This is a genomic window from Flavobacterium psychrotrophum (genome assembly GCF_003403075.1).
Classification (GTDB): Bacteria; Bacteroidota; Bacteroidia; order Flavobacteriales; family Flavobacteriaceae; genus Flavobacterium; species Flavobacterium psychrotrophum.
Genome location: NZ_CP031557.1, coordinates 2,950,849 through 2,973,041, shown reverse-complemented (window position 1 = coordinate 2,973,041; position 22,193 = coordinate 2,950,849). Strand labels below are relative to the sequence as shown.

Here is a 22,193-nt window from a genome sequence, read left to right as displayed (position 1 = left end):
GATTTAAGTAAAAAAAAAGTAAAAAAACCTTTAAAAATACTTGCAAATAAGTGAATAAATACGCTACATTTGCAACCGCAATGAGGATATAACTATCCGCTTTTGCAAAAGCAGGAGAGGTGCCGGAGTGGTAACGGAGCAGATTGCTAATCTGTCATCGAGTAATCGATGCCAGGGTTCGAATCCCTGTCTCTCCGCTTATTTTCGGGGTGTAGCGTAGCCCGGTCATCGCGCCTCGTTTGGGACGAGGAGGTCGCAGGTTCGAATCCTGCCACCCCGACTGAAAAGCCTTCAATGGCAGTCAAAAACCCGCAAATTATCAGTATTTGCGGGTTTTTCGTTTTTATTTCATACCAGTAAATACCAAAGAATATCAATCTGAATGTGAGCAATTGCGTGAGCGAATTTGAAGTTATAAATTTACTCACCTAATAGCAGGCAAATAAGTGTAATACAATTGATTGTACCAGTCATTTTAATGCTTTTTGTTACGGTTTGATACCTTTTTTATCCGCTTTCTGTGAGCACTTTTGAGCAGGTTCGGGCAAAATGTATCAGTTTAACCCAAAATGTATTTGGTATGAAAAGCAAAAACACATTTGGTATCCAGTTTGTTATCAGGATGCCCAAGCAGCAAAAGAATGAAAAAGCGACCGTGTATGCCCGCATAACGGTAAATGGAAGAAGGTCTGAAATCTCCCTTAAACAAAAGATTCAGCCTAAAGACTGGGATGATGTAAAGGGGCGTGCAAAGGGCAAGCGTGAGGAAATTGTAAAACTTAATAGCCATATTGAGCGCGTGCGCACCATAATAGCCGATGGCTATAACGATTTGGTACAACAACGCAAAACTGTAACTGTAGATGCAGTAAAATCTTTGTTTGTCGGTGGTGATGAAGAAGCCATGACACTTGGTAAACTCATAGCCTACCACAATCAGGAGGCAGCCCATAAACTTGCGTCCGGCACGATGAAGAATTATATTACTACCCAAAGGTATATTGAAAAGTTCCTGAAGGATAAGTACAAGAGGAATGATATTGCCCTTGCAGAACTCAATTACCGCTTTGTAATGGACTTTGAGAGCTATCTTGCTAACTATGTACCCCAAGACCACCAAAAGCCCCTTAACAACAATGGTATTATGAAGCATATTGAAAGGCTGCGCAAAATGGTAAACCTTGCCATCACTTTAGACTGGCTTCCTAAAGACCCTTTTGCCAGTTTTAAAAAGCACTTTGATAAAGTGGAACGCCAGTGCCTGAATACGGAAGAACTCGCAAGCCTTGCGAACAAGGAATTTAAAATTGACCGTTTGGAGCACGTTCGTGATATGTTTCTGTTTAGTTGCTATACCGGACTTGCGTACATCGACATGACACAACTCACCAAAGAAAATATCATCAAAGGCATTGATGGCGGGCTTTGGTTGTCAACCAGCAGGGTTAAAACAGACACAAGTGTCCGTGTACCGCTGTTACCACAGGCAAAAGTATTAGTCGACAAATACAAAGATGACCCACGGGCACAATACAGCAGTACTGTATTCCCTGTTATTTCTAACCAGCGTATGAATGGTTACCTAAAAGAGATTGCAGATGTATGTGGTATAACTAAAACGCTAACGTTCCATATCGCCCGCCATACATTTGCAACAACCGTTACCCTGAGTAATGGTGTTCCGATTGAAAGTGTTTCCAAGATGCTTGGCCATACCAGTATCCGAACTACCCAGATTTATGCCAAGGTTGTTGAAAGTAAATTGAGTGAAGATATGGGAAGGCTACAGGAACGGCTGAACGTCGCTTTAGGATAGGAAACCACATAATTGAAAAGCGCAGACACTGTCTGCGCTTTTCAAAAGGTCAGACACCGTCTGCCCAATTCATAGGAAAATAATTTCGTATCTTTGTTAGAGGCAGTCTTTTATGGCTGCCTCTTTGCATTAGTGTAATTTGTAAAAAATACTGCTATGAAAGATACCTATTTTAAAATACGCCGTCCATTTACAAGAAGACAACACCGATACGATATTGGCAGCCCCGTAGGCTTTTGGAATTTATATGATGACAACCATTTTTTAGCAAGGTTGTATCAGATAGGCAATGATGAACAGGAAGCGTTTTATGAATACCATCTACAATATGCTACAGGCAACGGTAAATGCACCGAATCAGAATTTTACGCCCATGTACGTGAAATTGTTGCTGACCATATTGAAGCCCTCAGAAAAGAATCCCCGTTTTCAAAGAATCATGGACGGAACCGGGCTAACCTCAAAATGCTGCGTATATTCCGGGATTATCTTATATCCATAAATACCTATAGATACCTTGACCCGATAGACATTACCATTACCCGATACAATTCCGAAATTAATGAACTTAAAAAGCAGGTTGCTCAAAAGGAGCAGCTTCTGAAAGAAATGAAGGCCTTTGAGACTGACCAAAAAATCCGTATTACAAAAGGCTACCTCTATACCGTTGTAGACCTCATTCAGCAGTTGCCCGACCTGCGTATCCCGGATGGAAAGGATATGCGCCTAGTGCGCTCGTCCAATGAAATGGTATGGGTGAAGATGATAAGCCGTTATTTCCAGCACGGGGACGAGGACATCAGCCAGCAAACCCTGCGAAGCTACTTTCCGGCAGATAAGAAAAATCCGGGGACAAAGTACCGTCCGGTTCAGGACAAGCATAAAATTTACCACATTGTTGCCAAACAATAGTCTTAGGAATTATCGGACACCTCAGTTATTTTGCTGATATCTCCAGCGCAGGTTAGGTTTCTCATAGTTTACTTTATTATATTTTTAAATAGTATTTAAACACCATTTAAACCTTATTGCATAACAACTTTTTGAAAAGTTTTCTCTAACTTTACCCTCGGTGTATTTGCTTTTAATAAAAAGCCTAACAATAATATAATCAATGACTTATGTAGAGTTTTTTTCTAATTTAGGTTTTGACTTCAACGTTGATTTGAAGCCAAAATCTATTGATATTGAGAAAGAAGCTACTTTATCTCAAAAACTTGAAAATTCGGTTTTTTTTTATAAAAGTCCGAATAATACCAATACCTCTTTTTATATTGTTACTTCTTGGTTAGAAACAACAGAACTTGAACAGTTTAGAAAATATGTTTGGAATAAGAACGATGCAGATATAATTTTCTATTTTCCTAATGAAGCTGCGGAGGTAGTAATGTTCTACGCAAAATACTCGCCTAAATTTTCAAATAAAGAAAGTGTTTTAGAGGTTTTTTCAACTACAAAAAAGGATTTAGACACCATAGATAAAATAAAACACTGGCAGTTTGATAGCGGAGTGTTTTGGTTAAATTATCGTTCTTTTATCAATAAGGCGAAATATAAAGGAATTGATAAAGAATTAGTTTCTACATTAAAAGCTTTAAAGGAGCAATTAAATCAGTTATTATTACAATCCATATCTGATGAAAATATTAGGAATGAAGTAGTTCAAGCTCTGATTGACAGAACGTTATATATAAAGTATTTAGAGGATAACCATATTATCAACTCATATTTTTTTAGTCACTATTTTAATGATACTACTCTTAACTATGAGAAATTATTAGAAAATAACGCTAAAAAAGACATCAATGATTTGTATAGTATTATACACGAAATATTCAACAATTCACTTTTTGATACTCCAAAAATTGACGAAAAGTATCTAACAAGTGAAGTCTGTAACATTATCGCCAAGTCTTTTAACCACAATGTAAGCACGGGGCAGTTAAGACTATTTGATTTCAGATTTGACGTTTTACCGGTTGAATTTATAAGTTATATCTATGAGGTCTTTTTGTCTGAAAAGCAGAAAGAAAATGGCATTTATTATACTCCAAAAAAACTAGCTCAGCTAATTGTAGATGATGTAATAAACGATGATAAAATAGGTTCAATTTTAGACCCTTCAAGTGGGTCAGGAATGTTTTTGATTACAGGGTATCAAAGACTTTTAGAAATTGCACAAAAGCTAAAATTAGAACCACAAGACAGTATTGAAAAGATAAAATACCGGACACAGCTTTTGTCTGAAAATATATTTGGAATAGAAAAAGAATTAACGGCACAACGATTTACGTTATTTTCTCTTTCCTTACAGATTTTTATTGGGATTAATCCGGAAGAAATAAAAGAGTTTATTGCTAAAGAATTAAAGGACAATAAGAAGATTAACCTATTTTCAGAGTATTCCTTTTTTCAGAATATTAAACACGCTAACACCCTTAATTCTTCAGAAATACCTTTTGAAGAAAAGGTATTCTCGTACATAGTCGGAAATCCGCCATTCTTTGAAATCCCGAATACTTCTGAGTTTAAAAATGAAATATCATTTTTAAATTCTTACCAAGTTTCATTGTCAGATGGCAACAAAACTCTTGCGAAGAATATTGTAAGTGATGCACAAATTTCACAATGTTTCTTTTTAAAAATTAAAGACTGGAGCAATCAAAATACTAGGTTTGGTTTTGTTTCAAACAGTTCTAATTTTTATTATTCTGAACCTTTCCAAAATTATTTTTATGCTAATTACGGGATTGAAAAAGTTTATGAACTCTCAAGAGTTAAAAAGATTTTATTTGAAAAAGCAAAAGAAAGCGTCATAGCAGTGATTTTTACAAATAGTAATCAAGATGAAAACATCGATTACCATCCTGTAGATTTAGGTCTGTTCTCTGAAAAACCTTTTGAATTACTAATAATCCAAGAGGATAAAATAATTGAAATAAACCAAAAAGAATTAGTTGACAATAAAGTTCGATTAAGAGATTACTTAGTGGGAAATCAATTTGATTTGGAACTAATAAACTCAGTCGATGAAAGCAGTACCGCTATTGTTAATTTCATAAAAAAGCGTGAAAACAATACACTATTCATTCATACTGGTTTGCAGTTAGCTGGTGTAGATGTAATTATTAAAGAATTTGGGATAACAAGAGAAACTTACAATTCTAATAAAAAGCAATATCTTGAAAATTATTGTAACAAGTATAGTCAACCTTTAAAAAGCGAAGATTTTCCGACACCCCTCATAACTTCAAAAAATATTGATAATTTTGTTATAGAAGGGATTAATTCTTACGCTAATGATATTTCAAATTTTAGACGTAAAGGATATAACGAAGATATTTATCAGGGAGACCGAATTTTATGGGGCAGAATTGGTCAGAATTTGAAGGCAGTATATACAAATGAAAAAATATATTTCAACTTTGATGTTCACGTTATTAAGTTAACTAACCCAGACCTTTATTATTTATTTACGGCAATATTAAACTCACGAGTTGTAAACTATTATATAAATCTTGTTCTAAGAAAGAGGATATTTGACTTTCATTCAAAAATTGATAAATCTGATTTTTGTAACATACCTATTCCAAGGTTATTAAACGAAGAAAAAGTTTCTCGAATATCAGCTATAAGTCAAGAGTTGTTAAATGGCACTTATCATTATGCTGAAAAAGAACAAGAATTAAATGAGCTGATATACGGTTTGTATGAATTATCTTATTGGGACAAGCAGAGAGTTAACGATTATTTTCTTCCAAAATCAAGAATTGGAAGAAAGAGAAATGCTTTAGATGGATATAAGAATACTTTAAAAGAATTAGTAGGATTTTATTTTGAAAGTTTAATAACCATCGAAGAAACCACTACAGATTTCAATTTAATAGTTGTAAAAATATCCTTTAATAATAACCCCAACAGTCCTATTGCTACTAAAGCAAAGAAATATTTGCTTAATGAAATTTTTGAGGAAAACCCAAATGCAAACTTTTTAGCAAGTCAGGAAAAGATTTTCGGGAAAGATTGTGTCTTCATTATTAAAGAAGATATAAACAAAAACTGGACAGAAACGAAAGCCTTTGAAGATGGGCAGGATATTTTAAAACGATTAATACCTAATGTGAATGGAGAGGGAATACATTAGGATTAAGAAGCCAGCACCATTACCATTCGATACTCGCCAACTAAAGACCTTAGATGATGAGTTTTGGAAAAAATGGGTGTTTTATTATTTGCTTGATTTCTATAACAACTATGATAGTGTTGAATTAAAGTCTAAAATAGAAGAAGAAAAGAAAAAGCAATATCCAAGAACTGAAAGGGAAATAGCAAAATTTGTACGCCTGAAATTGAAAGCAAACAGAGAGTTTGGTTTTAATTTTTCTGTAAAGGGAGAAGAAACAAATGATGAGGATGTAGAAGGTAATTATGATATTACCATTCATAATACATATTGGAAAAATCAAGATTTCTATTTTGAATGCAAAAATTTAGATGGTAGTAAAGATTTGGTAGATAAGTATGTTTATTACAATACCTATAAGAAAGACGCTAATGATGAAAATATCTTTGATGGTGGAGTTTTACGCTATTTCAATGGGAAGTATGCTCAAAATCTAACCTTTGGCGGAATGATTGGCTTTATTATAGATGGCGACGGCTATAACATAAAAACTGCAATTCTGAAAAAGTTAAGTGATAAATTTTTGATTTCTCCCGAGGGCGATTTAATTAGTACGAAGGATAATTCAATAGAAGAAAATCCATTTACTTTTGACAGCCTACACTTACGTCTAAGCACAGAATTTAAAATACACCATATGCTTTTTGATTTTACTTTTCAAAAATAGTTGATGTTGATACTTCTTGTGGGGAGTGGTCGGAGAATCCATATAATCAATATTTTTTTAGTTACAGGACTTTCAACTTACGCCCTTTAAGGAAGACATTCGATTCCTCTGTCCCCTCTTCTTTTCAACTTCTGTTACAAATTAGTGGTTTCCTTGATTATAGATAAGATCAAGAATGAGCACAATTTAGTTATCAAATATCATTTTGCTAAACTATTTTATAGCAAATCTTGGTACGGCCGGAAAAAAGGCAAGACTTCAAATCGCTCCAAAACCAATTGAAACCTGACCAAACTCTCACAATGGTCATCTTTTTATAGTGTTCCCTCCTTTACTTTGTAATCAAAACGGCTGTAAACTTATCATTTGTTTTACGGCCTGCAAAAGGTTTTGTTTAATGTAAAAATGAAGGAAGATGAATGTAGAGCTAATTACAAGGGACGACCTTGAACGATTCAAAAAAGATTTATTGGAAGAAATCCGCAAATTTCAGGCATTCCCACGCAAGCGTGGCGAAGAACAACGCAACTGGCTTAAAAGCTTTGAAGTACGAAAGCTGTTAGGCATCTCAGCAGGTACATTGCAAAATTTACGTATCAATGGCACATTGCCGTTTAGCAAAATTGGTGGCTTACTGTACTACCGTTATGAGGATATACTGAAGCTAATGGACGGCACTGGCGAATAAGTTAAAGTTAATCTTATAAGCTATGGATAAGCTAACCTGTGCCACAGCAAAACAGATTGACCTTGTGGATTTCCTCGCTTCGCTCGGATATGAACCGTCAAAAATCAGAAACGCAGATTATTGGTATCAATCCCCTTTACGAAACGAACAGACCGCTTCTTTTAAAGTCAACCGGAAGCTAAATGTTTGGTACGACCACGGGATGGGCAAGGGCGGTGACCTGATCGATTTTGGAAAGGAATACTTCCGTTGTACCACAAGTGAACTACTGCAAAAGTTATCGACTGGTAATGCCGAAACCTTTCTTTTTCAACAGCAGGAGAAACCGAAGCTATCGAATAGTTCCAATAGCATTTCTGCCGGTGAAAAAAAGAAGGATAGTGAGGCCAAAATATTGGTTACAGATAGCAGGGTTATTTCGGATAGTCGCTTGATGAACTATTTGGAAAAACGGAATATCCCATTGGAGGTTGCCAGGCAATATTGCCATGAAGTTGACTTTACGTTGTACGGTAAAAAGCAGACTGCTATCGGATTTAAAAATGATACAGGAGGGTATGAACTAAGGAGCGAATATTTTAAAGGTAGCAGTTCGCCAAAGGCCGTAAGCTTCATAGATGTCGGGTCAAAATCCCTAAATGTCTTTGAAGGCTTTTTCGACTTTCTGTCATATAAAGCGATAACCCAAAAAGCAGCTGAACCGCCACCAAATTTTATAGTATTAAACTCCCTTGCCTTTTTTCAAAAGTCCTGGGAGCTTATGGAGAAGCATGAACGTGTTAACCTCTACCTTGACAGGGATGAGGCAGGTATGAAACTCACTAAAGAAGCTTTGGAAAGGAACCCTGAAAAGTTTACAGACCAAAGTATACTATACAAAAATCATAAGGATTTGAACGACTGGCTAAAGCAGCCTGAAACAATTAAACCAGTTAAAAAGCATGGAAGGTCTATATGACGTCTGAGTGGTAGCCAGCTATGTTTTGGTAAAACCAAAACGCTGGCTCAACTCATGCTATCGCATTCGTTGAGGGATTTTTTTCATGCTACCGCATTCAAAAAATTGTAATGGTTAAAGATGATGGAAGGAGTGAATGACAACAATAAGAATAAAGGCGGCAGGCCTCCCAAAGAGATTAAAAGGAACCAGGTAATGGCAATCAAGTGTACACTCTTTGAGCGTAAGGCTATTGAAGCCAAAGCAAGAAAAGCAAAACTTACCATATCAGAATACCTGCGTGAACTTGGGCTGACTTCAAAAATTAATTTCAGGAATAAAGCCTTGCCAAAAGAAGTTTTAAGCTTTACCGCAACGCTAAACCACATGGCTGCAAACCTGAACCAGATTGCAAAAAAACGCAACAGCAATGACGAGCTTAACCCGTTGGAACGGGCAGAACTCAAAGTACAGTCCGGCCAAGTGAAAGAGCTTGCCCAGCAAATAAAAAACTACCTCTTATGATTGGGCATGTGTCCATAGGGGCTTCAATTTATCACCTGCTCAGTTATGTACTGGAAGATAAAAAAGAACTATCTGAAGAAAAGAAATTAGCGCTTGCTGCAAGCGACCATTTGCAGCACAGCGAGCGTGCGGAGGTACTGGAATACAACAAATGCTTTGGCAACAAATATGAACTCACCGAGCAGTTCAAAGATGTAAGCAAGCTAAGTAGCCGTATTGAAAAAACAATGCTGCATTTGTCTTTACGGTTGGCACCGGGAGAACAATTGACCAAGGCGCAACTAACCGACATGGGCAGGGCTTGTGCTAAAGCGTTTGGCGTAGCCGACCATCAATACATCTGCGTACTACACAAGGATACCAAAGAGCAGCATATCCATGTTGCTGCCAACCGGGTAGGCTTTGATGGAAAGGTAGCTACAGACAGCAACAGTTATAAGCGGATGGCAGAACTCTGCCGGAAGCTTGAAAAGCAATGCGGCTTGCAGCAAGTATTAAGCCCTAGGAAATTCCTATCAGCAACGGACAGGCAACTGCCCAGACACGACAGCCGGAAAGAAAAACTGAAAGCGGATATACAGCAAACTTTAAAACAAACCAGTAGCTACCCGGCCTTTGAAAAGCAGATGAAAGGTTTAGGATATAAAATTTTAAAAGGAAGAGGTATATCCTTTGTGGATGATAAAAAAGTAAAGTTTAAAGGTAGTGAGGTTGGTTTTTCTCTGACCAAGATTGAAAGGATATTAAGCTTACAGCAGCAGCTTGACGCGAAACGGGCGAGCCAAAAGAATGAACGTTTAGATGATAGCGCCACCCGTACCAATAACTTTAAATCAGCGAAAAGTCAGCAGTTTAACCACGAAACTTCTTTTGAATCGGTTGAAAAACAAATCACAGGGCTTTTAGGGCAACTATTGACTCCTGAATATACTTCAGATTATAGAGATCCTGAACTAATCCGACAACCTAAAAAGAAAAGGAAGCCAGGTATGAGACACTAACAAATGATGAATGACTATGGAAACGAATGGAAAAAATAGACTTGATAAAGATACACTACAATTAGTACTTGAAGAATTTACGGTTGAACAAAAAACGACGAATCAAAATATCGGCGAACTGATTATCGCTATAGATAATCTTGGAAAAAAACTTGATGTATTTAATGAGCAGCAATTAGCTAAAAGTGATGTTCCAATAAGTATAGATACCGCCCCAGTAAAAAGTGCATTGGAAAAAGGATTTTTGGATATTAAATACATGATTGGCAGGGAGCCTAAGAGCGTTACCAGGAAACTTCAGATATTGCTTTTCCCGGAACAGGATGCTAAGCTTTTCTATAAAATAGTTTTTGGACGTTGGTTTTTATTGGCAGTAGCGCTATTTGCTTTAAAATTTGCATACAGTTGGGGATTAGATTACACACAAAGTATGAAAGAAGTTCAAAAACAGCACTTGGAGAATGAGAAAATCAAGCAAGCCTGGAGCTACATGTATAAACATAATGGAAAAGCCACAAAGACTATGATGGACAAAGCCTATAATTTTTCAGATTCAGAAAAAGATAAATAAGAATTGAATAGAGCTTTTAACCCTTGTCAGCAATCATCATCTAATACTTTTGTAAATTTACACTCTTATAATTATCACATGATTTTAGACCAATCCTTAATACAAGATATTAAAGCTATCATCGTTTCCTCTAAGGAAAAGGCCATACGTGCGGTAGACCACGAGCGCACACTAATGTATTGGCAGATTGGCAGACGTATTTTTGAAGAAGAACAACAGGGAAAAGACCGTGCAGATTATGGTAATTATCTCACGAAATTAATATCAGAGGAATTAGAACCGGAATTTGGGAGTGGTTTTTCTAAAAGGCAGATAGAACTCTTTCGACAATTTTACAGAACTTTTCCAATTGCGAACGCAGTGCGTTCGCAATTGGGCTGGACACATTATAAAATGCTTTTACGTCTTGATAACGAAGATAAAAGAGAATTTTATATAGCAGAAGCAATTAAAAACAATTGGACCACACGCCAGTTAGAAAGGCAGATACATAGCAGTCTTTGGGAGCGTTTACTTTTAAGCAACGATAAGGAAAGTGTATTAGCAGTAGCGCGTAACGAAAAACATCCTTCAGATGCGAAGGAAATAATAAAAGACCCAATGTATCTTGAATTTTTAGGATTGCACAGGGAAGCATCGTATTACGAGAAAGATTTAGAGCAGGCTATTATAACTCATCTACACGATTTTCTACTTGAACTTGGAAATGGCTTTGCATTTGTTGCTCGGCAGAAGAGGCTTCACATCGAAGGAGATGAGTTTTTCATAGACCTTGTTTTCTATAACCGCCTATTGCAATGTTTTGTAATCATCGAGATAAAAACACACAAGCTTACCCACCAAGATGTCGGGCAATTACAAATGTATGTCAATTACTATGACCGATATGAAAAACAGGATTTTGAGAAATCTACAATAGGGATTCTACTGTGTGCCGAAAAAAACAATGCAGTAGTAAAAATTTCTTTACCGGAAGATAATAAAACCATCATTGCAAGCGAGTATAAACTTTACCTACCAACTGAACAACAACTAATTGAGGAACTTAAAAAAGAAATAGAAAAAAGAGGCTAAAAAAATCACATAAGTGAATTGTTTTTTCTTAATTTCCTTCCTCAATAACCTTACAAATCAATCACTAAATGCATTTTTACAATAAAACAACATTAGGCCTATTTGACAGTTCTCAAAAGCATTTTGTAATACCTGTTTATCAAAGGGCATACTCTTGGGATAAATCTGAATGGAGAACTTTTTTGAATGACCTTTTAGAACAAATTGAAGGACAAAACAATTATTTCTATGGTAATATCCTCTTAGAAACCATAAAAAAGGATGTAAAATACGAAATAATAGATGGACAACAGAGAATCACTACTCTTACAATATTTATACGTTCAATTATAAATGTACTTGGAAAGCGTAGTGTGGACTTAATTCAAGAATTTGACCCAGTCTTATTAAAGCATATTTATTTGAAAAATGAAGGCAATATAAAATTACGCCCAGTTGAATATGACAGAGCTTGTTATGATGCAATCATTATAGATAACAATGATAATTTTGAAATGCATTCACAATCACAAATAAGAATTAAATCTGCTAAAGATTTCTTTAGTGAAGAACTTGACAAATTATCTACAGATATAATTTTAAAAATCCTTGAGAAAATACAGGGGACTGAATTAACAGTTATTGAACTTGATGGCAAGAAGGATTCAGCATTAATGTTTGAATTGGAAAATAATAGAGGCAAAGATTTGACAAACATGGAAAAGATAAAATCTTATTTTATGTATCAAATGTATGTTTACAGTGAGCCAGAGGAAATTGAATCTAATATTGAAAATATTTCTAATATTTTCAAGTCAATATATCTTTTAATAAATGACCTTAAATTAAATGAAGACAGCGTATTGCTTTATCACAATAACGCCTATGTGAATGGTTACAATTATAGAAGTTTAAATGATGTAAAGCATTTGTTCAAGCAATCTAATAATAAGGTTGAGTGGATTAAAACTTACATTAACGAACTTCATACAACCTTTTCTAATCTTAAAAAGTTTGAAAGAACCCAAATATTATATGCTGAGAAACTTAAGTCCTTAAAAATTCCAGCATTTATATATCCATTTATCATTAAAGGATACAAATCTTTTGGCTCAGATGATAGAAGAATGAATACTTTATTTAACGTCCTTGAAATAGTAACCTTTAGAACGAAATTAATTAACAGTCGAGCGAATATTCAAGAAAGGTTAAATAGTATATTGCTTAAATTTGATGGTAACCTATTAGATTTAATAAACGATATCAAGAATAAATTGAATGAATCTTGGTATTGGGGAGATATACAAACAAAACATTATTTAAATGGAGCTATTTATGGAAATAGCATATTGCATTACTTATTATGGGAATACGAATCTTCAATTCAAAATAAAGGTTATAATATCAGAAAGTTTTCATTAGAAAATGAGCAAATAGAGCATATTTCCCCACAAACCCCTACTAATGGAGACCATATAAAGAGCGGATATGAGGTAGATGAAAACTCTTCATATTCTGAAGAATTCGTCAATCTACATTTAAATTCTTTAGGGAATCTAATGTTAATCTCGGGTTCACATAATTCATCTATTGGTAATAGGCCTTTTAGTGAAAAGATTGCATCATATAATTCAAACCCATTATTGAATCAACAAGCTGAAATAAGAGAATTTGCGGAATCAACCGAAGTTAATTATACTTGGAAAATAACATCAATTGAAAAGCGACACAAACATTTATCTAATTTTGCTATGCGAAAATGGAGTTTTGACAACATTGATAAAAGTTATTTAATACCAACTTTAGAAGAATATTTAAACAGCTAATTAAATCTGGTCTTAAGCACTTTATAAATATTTTCTCTTACACATGAACTCAACCCAAATTGAAAAAAATGTAAAATCACTTGTTACGAATTTTAACAAGGATAATTTCATATACGATTTATTATTGGCCTATGGTATTTCTAAGACATCGATAACCAGATTACGTACTGGTGATTTTAATATGTCTAAAATTCCGGGCGAGGTTTTATATAAAAAGAAAGTACTATTTAAAGAGGTTGATTCGGACAAGTTGTTAATAACTATTGACGAGATTACTAAAGATGAAGGTGCATTAAAGCATAACCCGAGATTTGTAATTGTAACCGATTACAAGACTTTATTAGCTAAAGATACTAGAAAAGGGCTTACCTTAGATACTCCTATCTTAGAGGTATCAAGGCATTTCGATTTCTTCTTACCTTGGGCAGGACAGGAAAAATATCAGCATACGAATGAAAATTACGCTGACAGAAAAGCCTCCTATGAGATGGCTAAACTATACGATATTCTCGTGCATGAAAACTCAGGTATTTATGACGATGGAGGCCATAATTTAAATATTTTCCTTTCGAGACTGTTATTCTGTTTTTTTGCTGAAGATACAGATATATTCCCTGAGGAGGGCATATTTACATCTACACTCGTACAGCACACCAAAGATGATGGAAGTGATGTACATGAGTTTTTAAACAAACTCTTTCATGTTTTAAATACTGAAGACAATAGTAAAGAAGCAGCTTACCTTCAAAAATTCCCTTATGTGAATGGAGGGTTATTTCGTGATACCATTTACGCACCGAAGTTTTCTAAGAAAGCCCGAAAAATTATTATTGAGTGTGGGGAACTTAATTGGAGTGAAATTAATCCTGACATTTTTGGCTCAATGATACAGGCAGTAGTTAATCCTGAGTATCGTAGTGGTTTAGGTATGCACTATACTTCTGTTCCTAATATAATGAAAGTAATTGAGCCATTGTTTTTAAATGACTTAAAAGAGGAACTGGAAAAAAACAGAGATAATGAAAGGGCTTTAAGAAGGCTTATAAACAGGATAGGAAAGGTAAAAATATTTGACCCAGCTTGTGGTAGTGGAAATTTCTTAATTATAGCATACAAAGAACTACGGAACTTAGAAATCGAAATTTGGAAACAGATTGACTTTCTAAAAAAACAAGGTAAATCTTATCAAACGGAAACTGTATATACTGATATTAAACTATCCCAGTTTTATGGGATTGAATTAGATGACTTTGCCCATGAAATGGCATTACTATCATTATGGCTCGCTGAACACCAAATGAACAAAGTTTTCATAAATGAATTATTTGATTACGGTAGAGCTAAACCTATTTTACCTCTTAAAGAAGCGGGACATATTACGTGCGGGAATGCTACAAGAATTGACTGGCAAACTATATGTCCCAAAAATGATAATGATGAAGTATATATTTTAGGTAATCCACCCTATTTAGGAACTCGCAACCAAGATGCCCAGCAGAAAAAGGAGATGAAAGCGGTGTTTTCAATGATTCGAAAATATGGAAAATTAGATTATATTTCGTGTTGGTTTTTGCTCGCCTCACAGTATATAATAGAAACAAAATCGAAATATGCTTTCGTTACAACTAATTCTATCTGTCAAGGAGAACAGGTTCCAATTTTGTGGCCTTTAGTTCTAAATGATAAATTAGAAATTAATTTTGCTTATGAATCATTCAAATGGGGAAATAATGCTAAAGGCAGCGCGGGTGTAACTTGTGTAATAATAGGAGTAGCAAATAAGTCAAACTCGGGAAAACTTCTTTTTTCCGAATCAAATATAGTATCTGAAGTAAAAGAAATTAATCCATATTTAGCTCCTGCAAAAACTATATACATAAATGGTTTAAGTTCATCAATTAGTGGATTACCTGAAATGATGAGAGGAAATTATACAGGCTGCTGCTCTGCATTAATTCTTAACTCCATTGAAAAAGATAAAATAGTTTCAGAAAATACAGGCATAGAAAAATTTATTAGACCTTTGATTGGCTCTTCCGAATTTATTAAGAATGAAAAAAGGTATTGTTTTTGGATAACTGATAGCGAATTGTATGAAGCGAAGCAATATAAAGTTATAGAAGATAGAGTTGCACAGGTAAGAGAAGAGCGTTTAAAAAGTACCGATGCTGGACAAAATAAAATTGCAAATAAATCTCATCAATTCAGAGAGTTTTATGAGACATCCAATCAATCAGTTATTGTGCCAGTAGTTTCTTCTCAACGGAGGAAATATATTCCATGTGGTTTTATAAATCCTCATGAGATTGTTCCAAATTCTGCTCAAATAATTTATGATTGCGAAACTTGGGTTTTTGGTGTAATTACGTCAAGAATGCATATGGCGTGGGTAAAGGCAGTAGCCGGAAGATTAAGAGAAGACATAAGATATTCTTCTTCCATTTGTTACAATACATTTCCGTTACCAAAAATTTCCGCAAAGGAGATTGAAAACATCAATTTACATTTATTTAGTGTACTAGAAGAAAGAGAAAAATATCCTGAAAAGAATTTATCTCAATTGTATGACCCTATTAAAATGCCTAAATCATTAAAGGACGCACATCATGAGATGGATCTTGCTATAGAAAGATGTTATAGGTTAAAGCCTTTTGTAAGTGATAATGAACGTTTAGAATATTTGTTTAAATTGTATGAGGAAATGACAAATGAAAATGTTGTTTCTACAAAGAAAAAAAAGACTAAAAAATAAAATACGATGCCAAATATAGTTCATGTTCAATATAACCAAACAGGTAAAAGTAAAAGCACAAATGAATTTGGAATGAGAGAGATGCAGGCTCGTGCATTCGAAGCCCGTACCGCTCAATATCTGCTAATTAAAGCTCCACCAGCCTCAGGTAAATCGAGAGCATTGATGTTCATTGGTTTAGATAAATTGGTACATCAAGGGCTTAAAAAAGTCATTGTTGCTGTACCTGAAAGGTCTATAGGTGCTTCTTTTGGCAAAACCGAATTATCTAAATATGGATTCTTTGCAAACTGGAATCCTAATCCAAAATATAATCTTTGCACCCCGGAGGCGATAAAAGTAAGGTTACTTCTTTTTTGAACTTTTTGAATAGTGATGAACAAATACTTATTTGCACTCACGCCACATTAAGGTTTGCCTTTGAGGCAGTTGACGAAAAAGCCTTTAATGAGGTAGTACTGGCAATAGATGAGTTTCACCATATATCCGCAGATGGCGATAACAGGTTAGGTGAAGTTTTAAGGTCAGTAATGTCAAACTCTACAGCCCACGTAGTGGCTATGACAGGTTCGTACTTCAGGGGTGATAGTGTACCAGTATTGCTACCTGAAGATGAAGCAAAATTTACTAAAGTTACTTATAACTACTATGAGCAGCTTAATGGCTACGAATATCTTAAATCTTTAGGTATAGGCTACCACTTTTATCAAGGCAGATATACTTCCGCCATTGATGAAATTTTGGATGAAAATAAGAAAACTATTATTCACATTCCTAATGTAAACGCGGGAGAATCTACTAAGGACAAATATGAAGAGGTTAACCGAATTATTGACAGTTTAGGGGAATTAGATTATCAAGACCCTGAAACTGGAGTTATGCACGTTATAAGCAAAACAACAGGAAAAATATTAAAAGTTGCTGATTTAGTAAACGACAATCAAAAAGAAAGGGATAAAATTCAAGCTTATCTAAGAAATGTAAATAGCCCCGAAGACATTGATATCATAATTGCCTTAGGAATGGCAAAAGAAGGCTTTGACTGGCCTTTCTGCGAACATGCTTTAACTATAGGTTATAGGGGATCACTGACTGAAATTATCCAGATTATTGGCAGGGCTACGAGGGACAGCAGTAATAAGTCCCACGCTCAATTTACTAACCTCATTGCACAGCCTGATGCTGAAAATGACGAAGTGAAACTGTCTGTAAATAATATGCTGAAGGCCATTACAGCTTCCCTTTTAATGGAACAAGTATTAGCCCCTAATTTTAAATTCAAACCTAAATATCCTGATGAAGAAGAAGATACTTCTGAAGATGATGAAAATACTATCAGGATAAATGGTTTTAAACAACCTTCTTCAACAAGGGTTAAAGAAATTATTGAATCTGATATAAATGATTTAAAAGCTACCATATTGCAGGATGACACTATGCTTAAAGCTATGCCTGGGAATGTCGATCCGGAAGTGATAAATAAAGTTCTTATACCTAAAATAATAAAGGAGACGTATCCCGACTTAACTGATGAAGAAATTGAAGAAGTACGTCAGCATGTAGTAATTGACTCTGTAATAAAAAATGGGCATATTGAAATGCAGGGAGACAAGAGGTTTATTAGGATGGCAGATAGTTTTGTAAATATTGATGATATACATATTGACCTCATAGATAAAATAAATCCTTTCCAAAAAGCATTTGAGATACTTTCTAAATCTGTTACAGCATCTATATTTAAGGCTATTCAAGAAACAATAGATGCCACGCGAATACAAATGACAGAAGAAGAAGCTATAATTTTGTGGCCTAAAATAAAAAACTGGATTTCACGCACAGGTGAGCAGCCAAGTATACAGGCTTTTGACCCTCAAGAACGGAGATTAGCTGAAGCAATAATATTCTTAAAAGAGCAGAAGCGTAAAGCTATGGCAAATGGATAATAAGAAAAAGACATTACAGGATATATTTGACGATGATGAATTAGGGATATTAAATAGTACCCCTAAGCAATCTAATGTGAAAACTGAAGATGAAAGACTAATAGAGTCTTTTGAGGAAATTAATACATTTTTCGATAAGAACAGACGTGAACCTCAGGCAACAAATGTCACTGAATTTAAGCTTCTTTCAAGATTAAAAACATTTAGAAATGATGAAAAAAAGAAGGGTCTCTTAAAGCCTTATGATAAATTTAATTTGCTGGGTATAGTAAAAGAAGAGATTAAATCAGTGGAAGATATTTTACAGGATGATGATTTGGGTATTTTAGATACAGATGAAACATTATCTATTTTTAAGCTCACGAATGTTACCTTAAGAGACAGAGAAGACCCAGACTATGTGGCCCGCAGAAAACCTTTGAAAGAATTTGAACCTTATGAACCGATGTTCAAGCTCATACATAAAGACCTTAGAGAAGGTAAGCGAAAATTGGTTGCATTTAAAGAAGATAATCTACAAGAAGGAGCTTTTTACGTAATGGATGGGATAATGCTTTTACTTGAAAAAGTAGATATTGAAACTGAAGATAAAACGTTGCCTACAGGTAAGCGTATCAGAAAAGATGGAAGAACCAGATGTGTATTTGAGAATGGCACAGAAAGCAATATGCTTTACAGGTCTTTAGCTAAGCAACTTTATAATAATGGCAAAGTAGTGACACATAGCAGTGATACTGATGAAAATGCATTATTTAATAATGCCAATATGGTAAATGAAGAAGATTTACAAACAGGCTGGATATACATATTAAAATCAAAATCTACCCATTCACAAATTGCACCTTTACAAGATTTATATAAAATAGGTTATTCAACTATTGATGTAAAGGAAAGAATTAAGAACGCGGCAAAAGAACCGACTTATTTAATGGCTGATGTTGTTTTGGTAAGTTCCTTCAAGTGTTATAATCTTAATCCTCAGAAATTTGAAAATCTATTACACCGCTTTTTTGGTAAGGTATGTTTAAGCGTGGATTTATTTGATGACAAAGGTAAAAGATATACACCAAGGGAATGGTTTGTGGCTCCTATTGAAATAATAGAGAAGGTAATCCAACTTATTTTATCTGGTGATATAGTTAATTACGAATATGACGAACAAATGTTTTGCTTAAAATCAAAATAGAAAGGCTGCCGAGGGCAGCCTTTCTATTTTAATAACATTTATTATTTATTCAACAATTTTTCCAAGTAAGCTACTTTATCTTTTTCAGCCTGAACTAATCTTTCATATAACTCAACAACTTTATCTATTGGATTAAAGGTACAGTGATTATTAAAGGTTCCTTCGCTACTATCGTTGAAATTATTAAAATAGTTTATTGCAGCCTCTTCAGAAAAGTTCTTTATTGCCTCAGCGGTGACACCAAGTGCTTTCGCTACGTCTTGCAATTTTGCTTCCTCAATAGTATCGCTATTCTCTATATTAGAAACCGCCTGCTGGCTTATTCCCAAAGCTTGGGCTAGTGCTTCTTGCTTCATGCCACGCAGTTCACGTATGCGGCTAATCTTTCTTCCTATGTGATTTTTAGTTGCTGTGCTCATAACTCAAAGGTATTCAAAATTCTGTAAGAAATATTTAGTTGGTAAAACACTAACTGTAACTGGTAACATACAACCCGCTGTGGTTCGGTACGCTACTATGAGGTTGTTACTTGCTGTGTATAAGCAAAAATAAGCTTTTTCACTGATGTTACACAGCAAAAATGGAGTTTATGAAGTATGAAATTAAAATCCCGAAGGCCTTTCCCAATCACGAAGAACTGACAGAGGCCGTTAATCATTTGGTCAGTTTTCTGCACATCGATGCAGTGTATGTTTCACCCTTGGAACACAAAACGCTGGTGTCAGTTATCATGAGCGATAATAATGCCCAGGACGACGATGCGCTGCATGATAGTAAACTGGCGGATGACCACCCTGATATCGTGTTTAAGTATTTTAGCGGTCATTGGGTAGAACATGCTTATAAAAAAGGATTCCCTTATTTTATAATGCATTGCAATGCAGAGAACCTTGTGTACTGCCTGCCTGAAGCAAAGGTTTTTTACCCTGTGAAACTTAAAACCAAGTATCACACATACCGCCTCCGAAAACGCACGGGCGAAATGATTTACGCCATTGATGCGTACCTGCGTTTGTACAGCGATTATATGCAAAACGAAAGCTACCTTGAAGCCGTCTATGCGCTGCATCAGGGCTTGCGCTTTATATACATGATGATCTCTGAATTACATGGGGAAGGGCTAAAAGGCGGGCAGGACTTATTTGGTCAGTACAGATGGGTTGCAGATTTTGCGCCGTCCCTTGATGATATTATCAATCCAAATGCCGATGAGGAAAAAAGTTTATTTGAGTTCCTAAATGCCTCACGAAACGCTATCATGTACAAAACAGAATTTGAAGTAGATATTGATACGCTTAAAGAAGCGAACAAAAAGGTGCGTCAGTTTTATGGAGAAGCGCGGAGCCTGTACAACAAACTGTATGTGGATTACAAGGCAAAACTCAAAACCTTACACCAACCTGCAACGGTTGGACTTGGCATCCTCGAACAGAAGTTGCCTGAAGATTATTTTGCGAGTCAGGTACTGCAACAGATAAACGGCATTATCAAAGATTATATCAAGACAAGGGCGGTCTTCTGCTTTGGCTACAAACTATTTAATACTGAAATTAAAAAAACGAAGTCTAATTACTTCAACCCCGGTTATCACTTTTACCTGTTAGTTTATACTCTCGAACCGAAAGACAACCCCGCTGCTATGATTGAAGCCAAGGTAAGGGATGCTTTTGGTAAAAAGCACAAGGTTACAGTGCTGCTACACCGTAAACAGTCAATGCCTAAAAAGCGTGATAACGACCGATGGTTTTTCAACAAACTTACGGCTAATGGTTTTCAAGTGGGCAGTGATTTAAATATTACCGACCAACCGTTTGAAAAGGATTTAGAGTATTCGGTAAACTACTGGCGCAACCGTGCGCTGTTGGCAGAAAGCCATTTTAATACGGCTAAGTCACTTACCAATCCCGATGACGCACTATTGAAAAACACAATGCTGCACCAGGCTATCGTAAACAGTTGCCTTGGTTTCATAGAACTATTTCTTGGCTACAGGCCAAACCGCGTAAATATTGGGCATCTGTTTGCGCTGCTGCAATTTATTACCGATAAAGATTTCTCATTGTATTTCCGTCGGGAAGATGATAACTCAATGTACCTGTTGCTATCGGCTAATCCTGATATGATACGCTATAAAGTAGTAAACCAATACGCTATTGAAGACAGCAACGAACTGGAATTGCGCTGCACGGATTGTTTTTGGGAAATAAAACAACTGGCTTTTGCCAAACTCGATGCACTCTATAAATCACATCTAATTTTATAAGCTATGGAAAATGATAAAATCAAAGAAGCATTAGACTTCGCAGAAAGAATTAAAAATGCCAGCCAATTCAATGTTTGTAATGAACGCTTCCGCAGGGAAGGTTTTGGTGTGGAATTGAGTTTCTCAGGATACAATGACCTAATCTTGACTATTATGGATATCATGAAGGTCTGTATGGCAGCCCTTGAAGCCGAAGAGGATATTTTGCCCTCATCAATGTCGGTATCGCATACTAATATCTCATGCGTGCTAGGACTCGCGTATCAACTAATCCCAATGGAGGAGTCAATCATTCTGGACGAGTGTTATGCGCTGCATCAGAAACTCAAACAAGAAGAATAAGTATGCAGTATTTAATCCTAAAAAATCATTATTTTTAGGACAATTAGTTAATTACCATTAAAACTTTTATGGAATTAATAATCAAAGAAGAAGATTTTATAGGGAAAGGTAGAATGAAAAAGAATTTCTTCGATATGACTGACGAAGAAAAGGAAGTTTGGCGACAGGATATTAGCGAAAACACAAGGCGAATCTTGTTTGCGAAAGGGCAACCATTAGTTTACAGCAAGGCTGGCGTTATGGTAGCAGAATATGAGGACGGTAAGGTGATTGCTCTATGAGTATAAAGAAATAGAAAAAAAATCAAAATTAAGGACTATCACGAATCAAGGCAAAATTTCCATACAATACTTTATTTTATTGTAAAAAAGCCTATATTTGCACCCGTTACCGAATAGCTTAAATGTGAGCAAAACGGTGAGCGGATTGCAAAAGGGATT

The 22,193-nt window shown here is 35.3% G+C and carries 19 protein-coding genes and 2 tRNA genes; 20 read left to right on the top strand and 1 reads right to left on the bottom strand.

What is annotated here, in order from left to right; all coding sequences use genetic code 11:
• Window positions 1-113: 113 nt before the first annotated feature.
• From DYH63_RS12790 to DYH63_RS12715, 17 genes are all read left to right on the top strand, one after another.
• Window positions 114-197, top strand: a tRNA-Ser gene (locus DYH63_RS12790).
• 8 nt (window positions 198-205) lie between these two features.
• Window positions 206-280: transfer RNA gene (locus DYH63_RS12785), tRNA-Pro, on the top strand.
• Between the two features lie 300 nt (window positions 281-580).
• Window positions 581-1,816, top strand: a complete 1,236-nt coding sequence (locus DYH63_RS12780) for a site-specific integrase (protein ID WP_116789177.1) — start codon at window positions 581-583, stop codon at window positions 1,814-1,816.
• 156 nt (window positions 1,817-1,972) lie between these two features.
• Window positions 1,973-2,728, top strand: coding sequence for a hypothetical protein (locus DYH63_RS12775; protein WP_116789176.1), 756 nt, complete (start codon window positions 1,973-1,975; stop codon window positions 2,726-2,728).
• 202 nt (window positions 2,729-2,930) lie between these two features.
• Window positions 2,931-5,960 (top strand): N-6 DNA methylase, encoded by a 3,030-nt coding sequence (locus tag DYH63_RS12770; protein ID WP_116789175.1) that lies wholly within the window; start codon window positions 2,931-2,933, stop codon window positions 5,958-5,960.
• Window positions 5,941-6,666, top strand: a complete 726-nt coding sequence (locus DYH63_RS12765) for a hypothetical protein (RefSeq protein WP_116789174.1) — start codon at window positions 5,941-5,943, stop codon at window positions 6,664-6,666. The genes DYH63_RS12770 and DYH63_RS12765 overlap by 20 nt, the downstream gene beginning before the upstream one ends.
• A 415-nt stretch (window positions 6,667-7,081) precedes the next feature.
• Window positions 7,082-7,354 carry a helix-turn-helix domain-containing protein gene (locus DYH63_RS12760; protein ID WP_116789173.1) on the top strand — a complete coding sequence of 91 codons (273 nt, stop codon included), beginning with the start codon at window positions 7,082-7,084 and terminating at the stop codon, window positions 7,352-7,354.
• A 22-nt stretch (window positions 7,355-7,376) separates the two neighbouring features.
• Window positions 7,377-8,312 (top strand): DUF8464 domain-containing protein, encoded by a 936-nt coding sequence (locus DYH63_RS12755; protein WP_116789172.1) that lies wholly within the window; start codon window positions 7,377-7,379, stop codon window positions 8,310-8,312.
• Between the two features lie 120 nt (window positions 8,313-8,432).
• Complete coding sequence (locus DYH63_RS12750) at window positions 8,433-8,816, top strand: plasmid mobilization protein (RefSeq protein WP_240408992.1); 384 nt, start codon at window positions 8,433-8,435, stop codon at window positions 8,814-8,816.
• Window positions 8,813-9,817, top strand: a complete 1,005-nt coding sequence (locus tag DYH63_RS12745; protein WP_116789171.1) for a relaxase/mobilization nuclease domain-containing protein — start codon at window positions 8,813-8,815, stop codon at window positions 9,815-9,817. The genes DYH63_RS12750 and DYH63_RS12745 overlap by 4 nt, the downstream gene beginning before the upstream one ends.
• A gap of 16 nt (window positions 9,818-9,833) precedes the next feature.
• Window positions 9,834-10,388, top strand: a complete 555-nt coding sequence (locus DYH63_RS12740; RefSeq protein WP_116789170.1) for a hypothetical protein — start codon at window positions 9,834-9,836, stop codon at window positions 10,386-10,388.
• Between the two features lie 78 nt (window positions 10,389-10,466).
• Complete coding sequence (locus tag DYH63_RS12735; protein ID WP_116789169.1) at window positions 10,467-11,462, top strand: PDDEXK nuclease domain-containing protein; 996 nt, start codon at window positions 10,467-10,469, stop codon at window positions 11,460-11,462.
• Between the two features lie 68 nt (window positions 11,463-11,530).
• On the top strand, window positions 11,531-13,267 hold the full coding sequence (locus tag DYH63_RS12730; protein ID WP_116789168.1) for a DUF262 domain-containing protein: 1,737 nt from the start codon (window positions 11,531-11,533) through the stop codon (window positions 13,265-13,267).
• A 43-nt stretch (window positions 13,268-13,310) separates the two neighbouring features.
• Window positions 13,311-16,019 (top strand): class I SAM-dependent DNA methyltransferase, encoded by a 2,709-nt coding sequence (locus tag DYH63_RS12725; protein ID WP_116789167.1) that lies wholly within the window; start codon window positions 13,311-13,313, stop codon window positions 16,017-16,019.
• A 6-nt stretch (window positions 16,020-16,025) separates the two neighbouring features.
• Window positions 16,026-16,379, top strand: coding sequence for a hypothetical protein (locus DYH63_RS21640; protein WP_240408990.1), 354 nt, complete (start codon window positions 16,026-16,028; stop codon window positions 16,377-16,379).
• Complete coding sequence (locus DYH63_RS12720) at window positions 16,337-17,962, top strand: DEAD/DEAH box helicase (protein WP_240408988.1); 1,626 nt, start codon at window positions 16,337-16,339, stop codon at window positions 17,960-17,962. Before DYH63_RS21640 ends, DYH63_RS12720 begins: the two co-directional genes overlap by 43 nt.
• The gene (locus tag DYH63_RS12715; protein WP_116789166.1) at window positions 17,955-19,148 is read left to right on the top strand and encodes a GIY-YIG nuclease family protein; all 1,194 of its coding nucleotides are present in this window, start codon (window positions 17,955-17,957) and stop codon (window positions 19,146-19,148) included. The genes DYH63_RS12720 and DYH63_RS12715 overlap by 8 nt, the downstream gene beginning before the upstream one ends.
• Window positions 19,149-19,189: 41 nt before the next feature.
• Here the strand turns inward: DYH63_RS12715 and DYH63_RS12710 are convergent, their stop codons facing one another.
• Entirely contained in the window at window positions 19,190-19,567 is a 378-nt protein-coding gene (locus tag DYH63_RS12710; protein ID WP_116789165.1) for a helix-turn-helix domain-containing protein, read from the bottom strand.
• Window positions 19,568-19,737: 170 nt separating this feature from the next.
• Between DYH63_RS12710 and DYH63_RS12705 the strand changes: the two genes are divergently transcribed.
• The 3 genes from DYH63_RS12705 to DYH63_RS12695 all read left to right on the top strand — a co-directional run bounded on the left by DYH63_RS12705 (window position 19,738) and on the right by DYH63_RS12695 (window position 22,034).
• The gene (locus DYH63_RS12705; RefSeq protein WP_162927020.1) at window positions 19,738-21,411 is read left to right on the top strand and encodes a hypothetical protein; all 1,674 of its coding nucleotides are present in this window, start codon (window positions 19,738-19,740) and stop codon (window positions 21,409-21,411) included.
• A gap of 3 nt (window positions 21,412-21,414) precedes the next feature.
• Window positions 21,415-21,753: a hypothetical protein gene (locus DYH63_RS12700; protein ID WP_116789163.1), complete on the top strand. Its 339-nt coding sequence runs from the start codon at window positions 21,415-21,417 to the stop codon at window positions 21,751-21,753.
• A gap of 68 nt (window positions 21,754-21,821) precedes the next feature.
• Window positions 21,822-22,034 (top strand): hypothetical protein, encoded by a 213-nt coding sequence (locus DYH63_RS12695; RefSeq protein WP_116789162.1) that lies wholly within the window; start codon window positions 21,822-21,824, stop codon window positions 22,032-22,034.
• The last annotated feature ends 159 nt before the right edge of the window (window positions 22,035-22,193 follow it).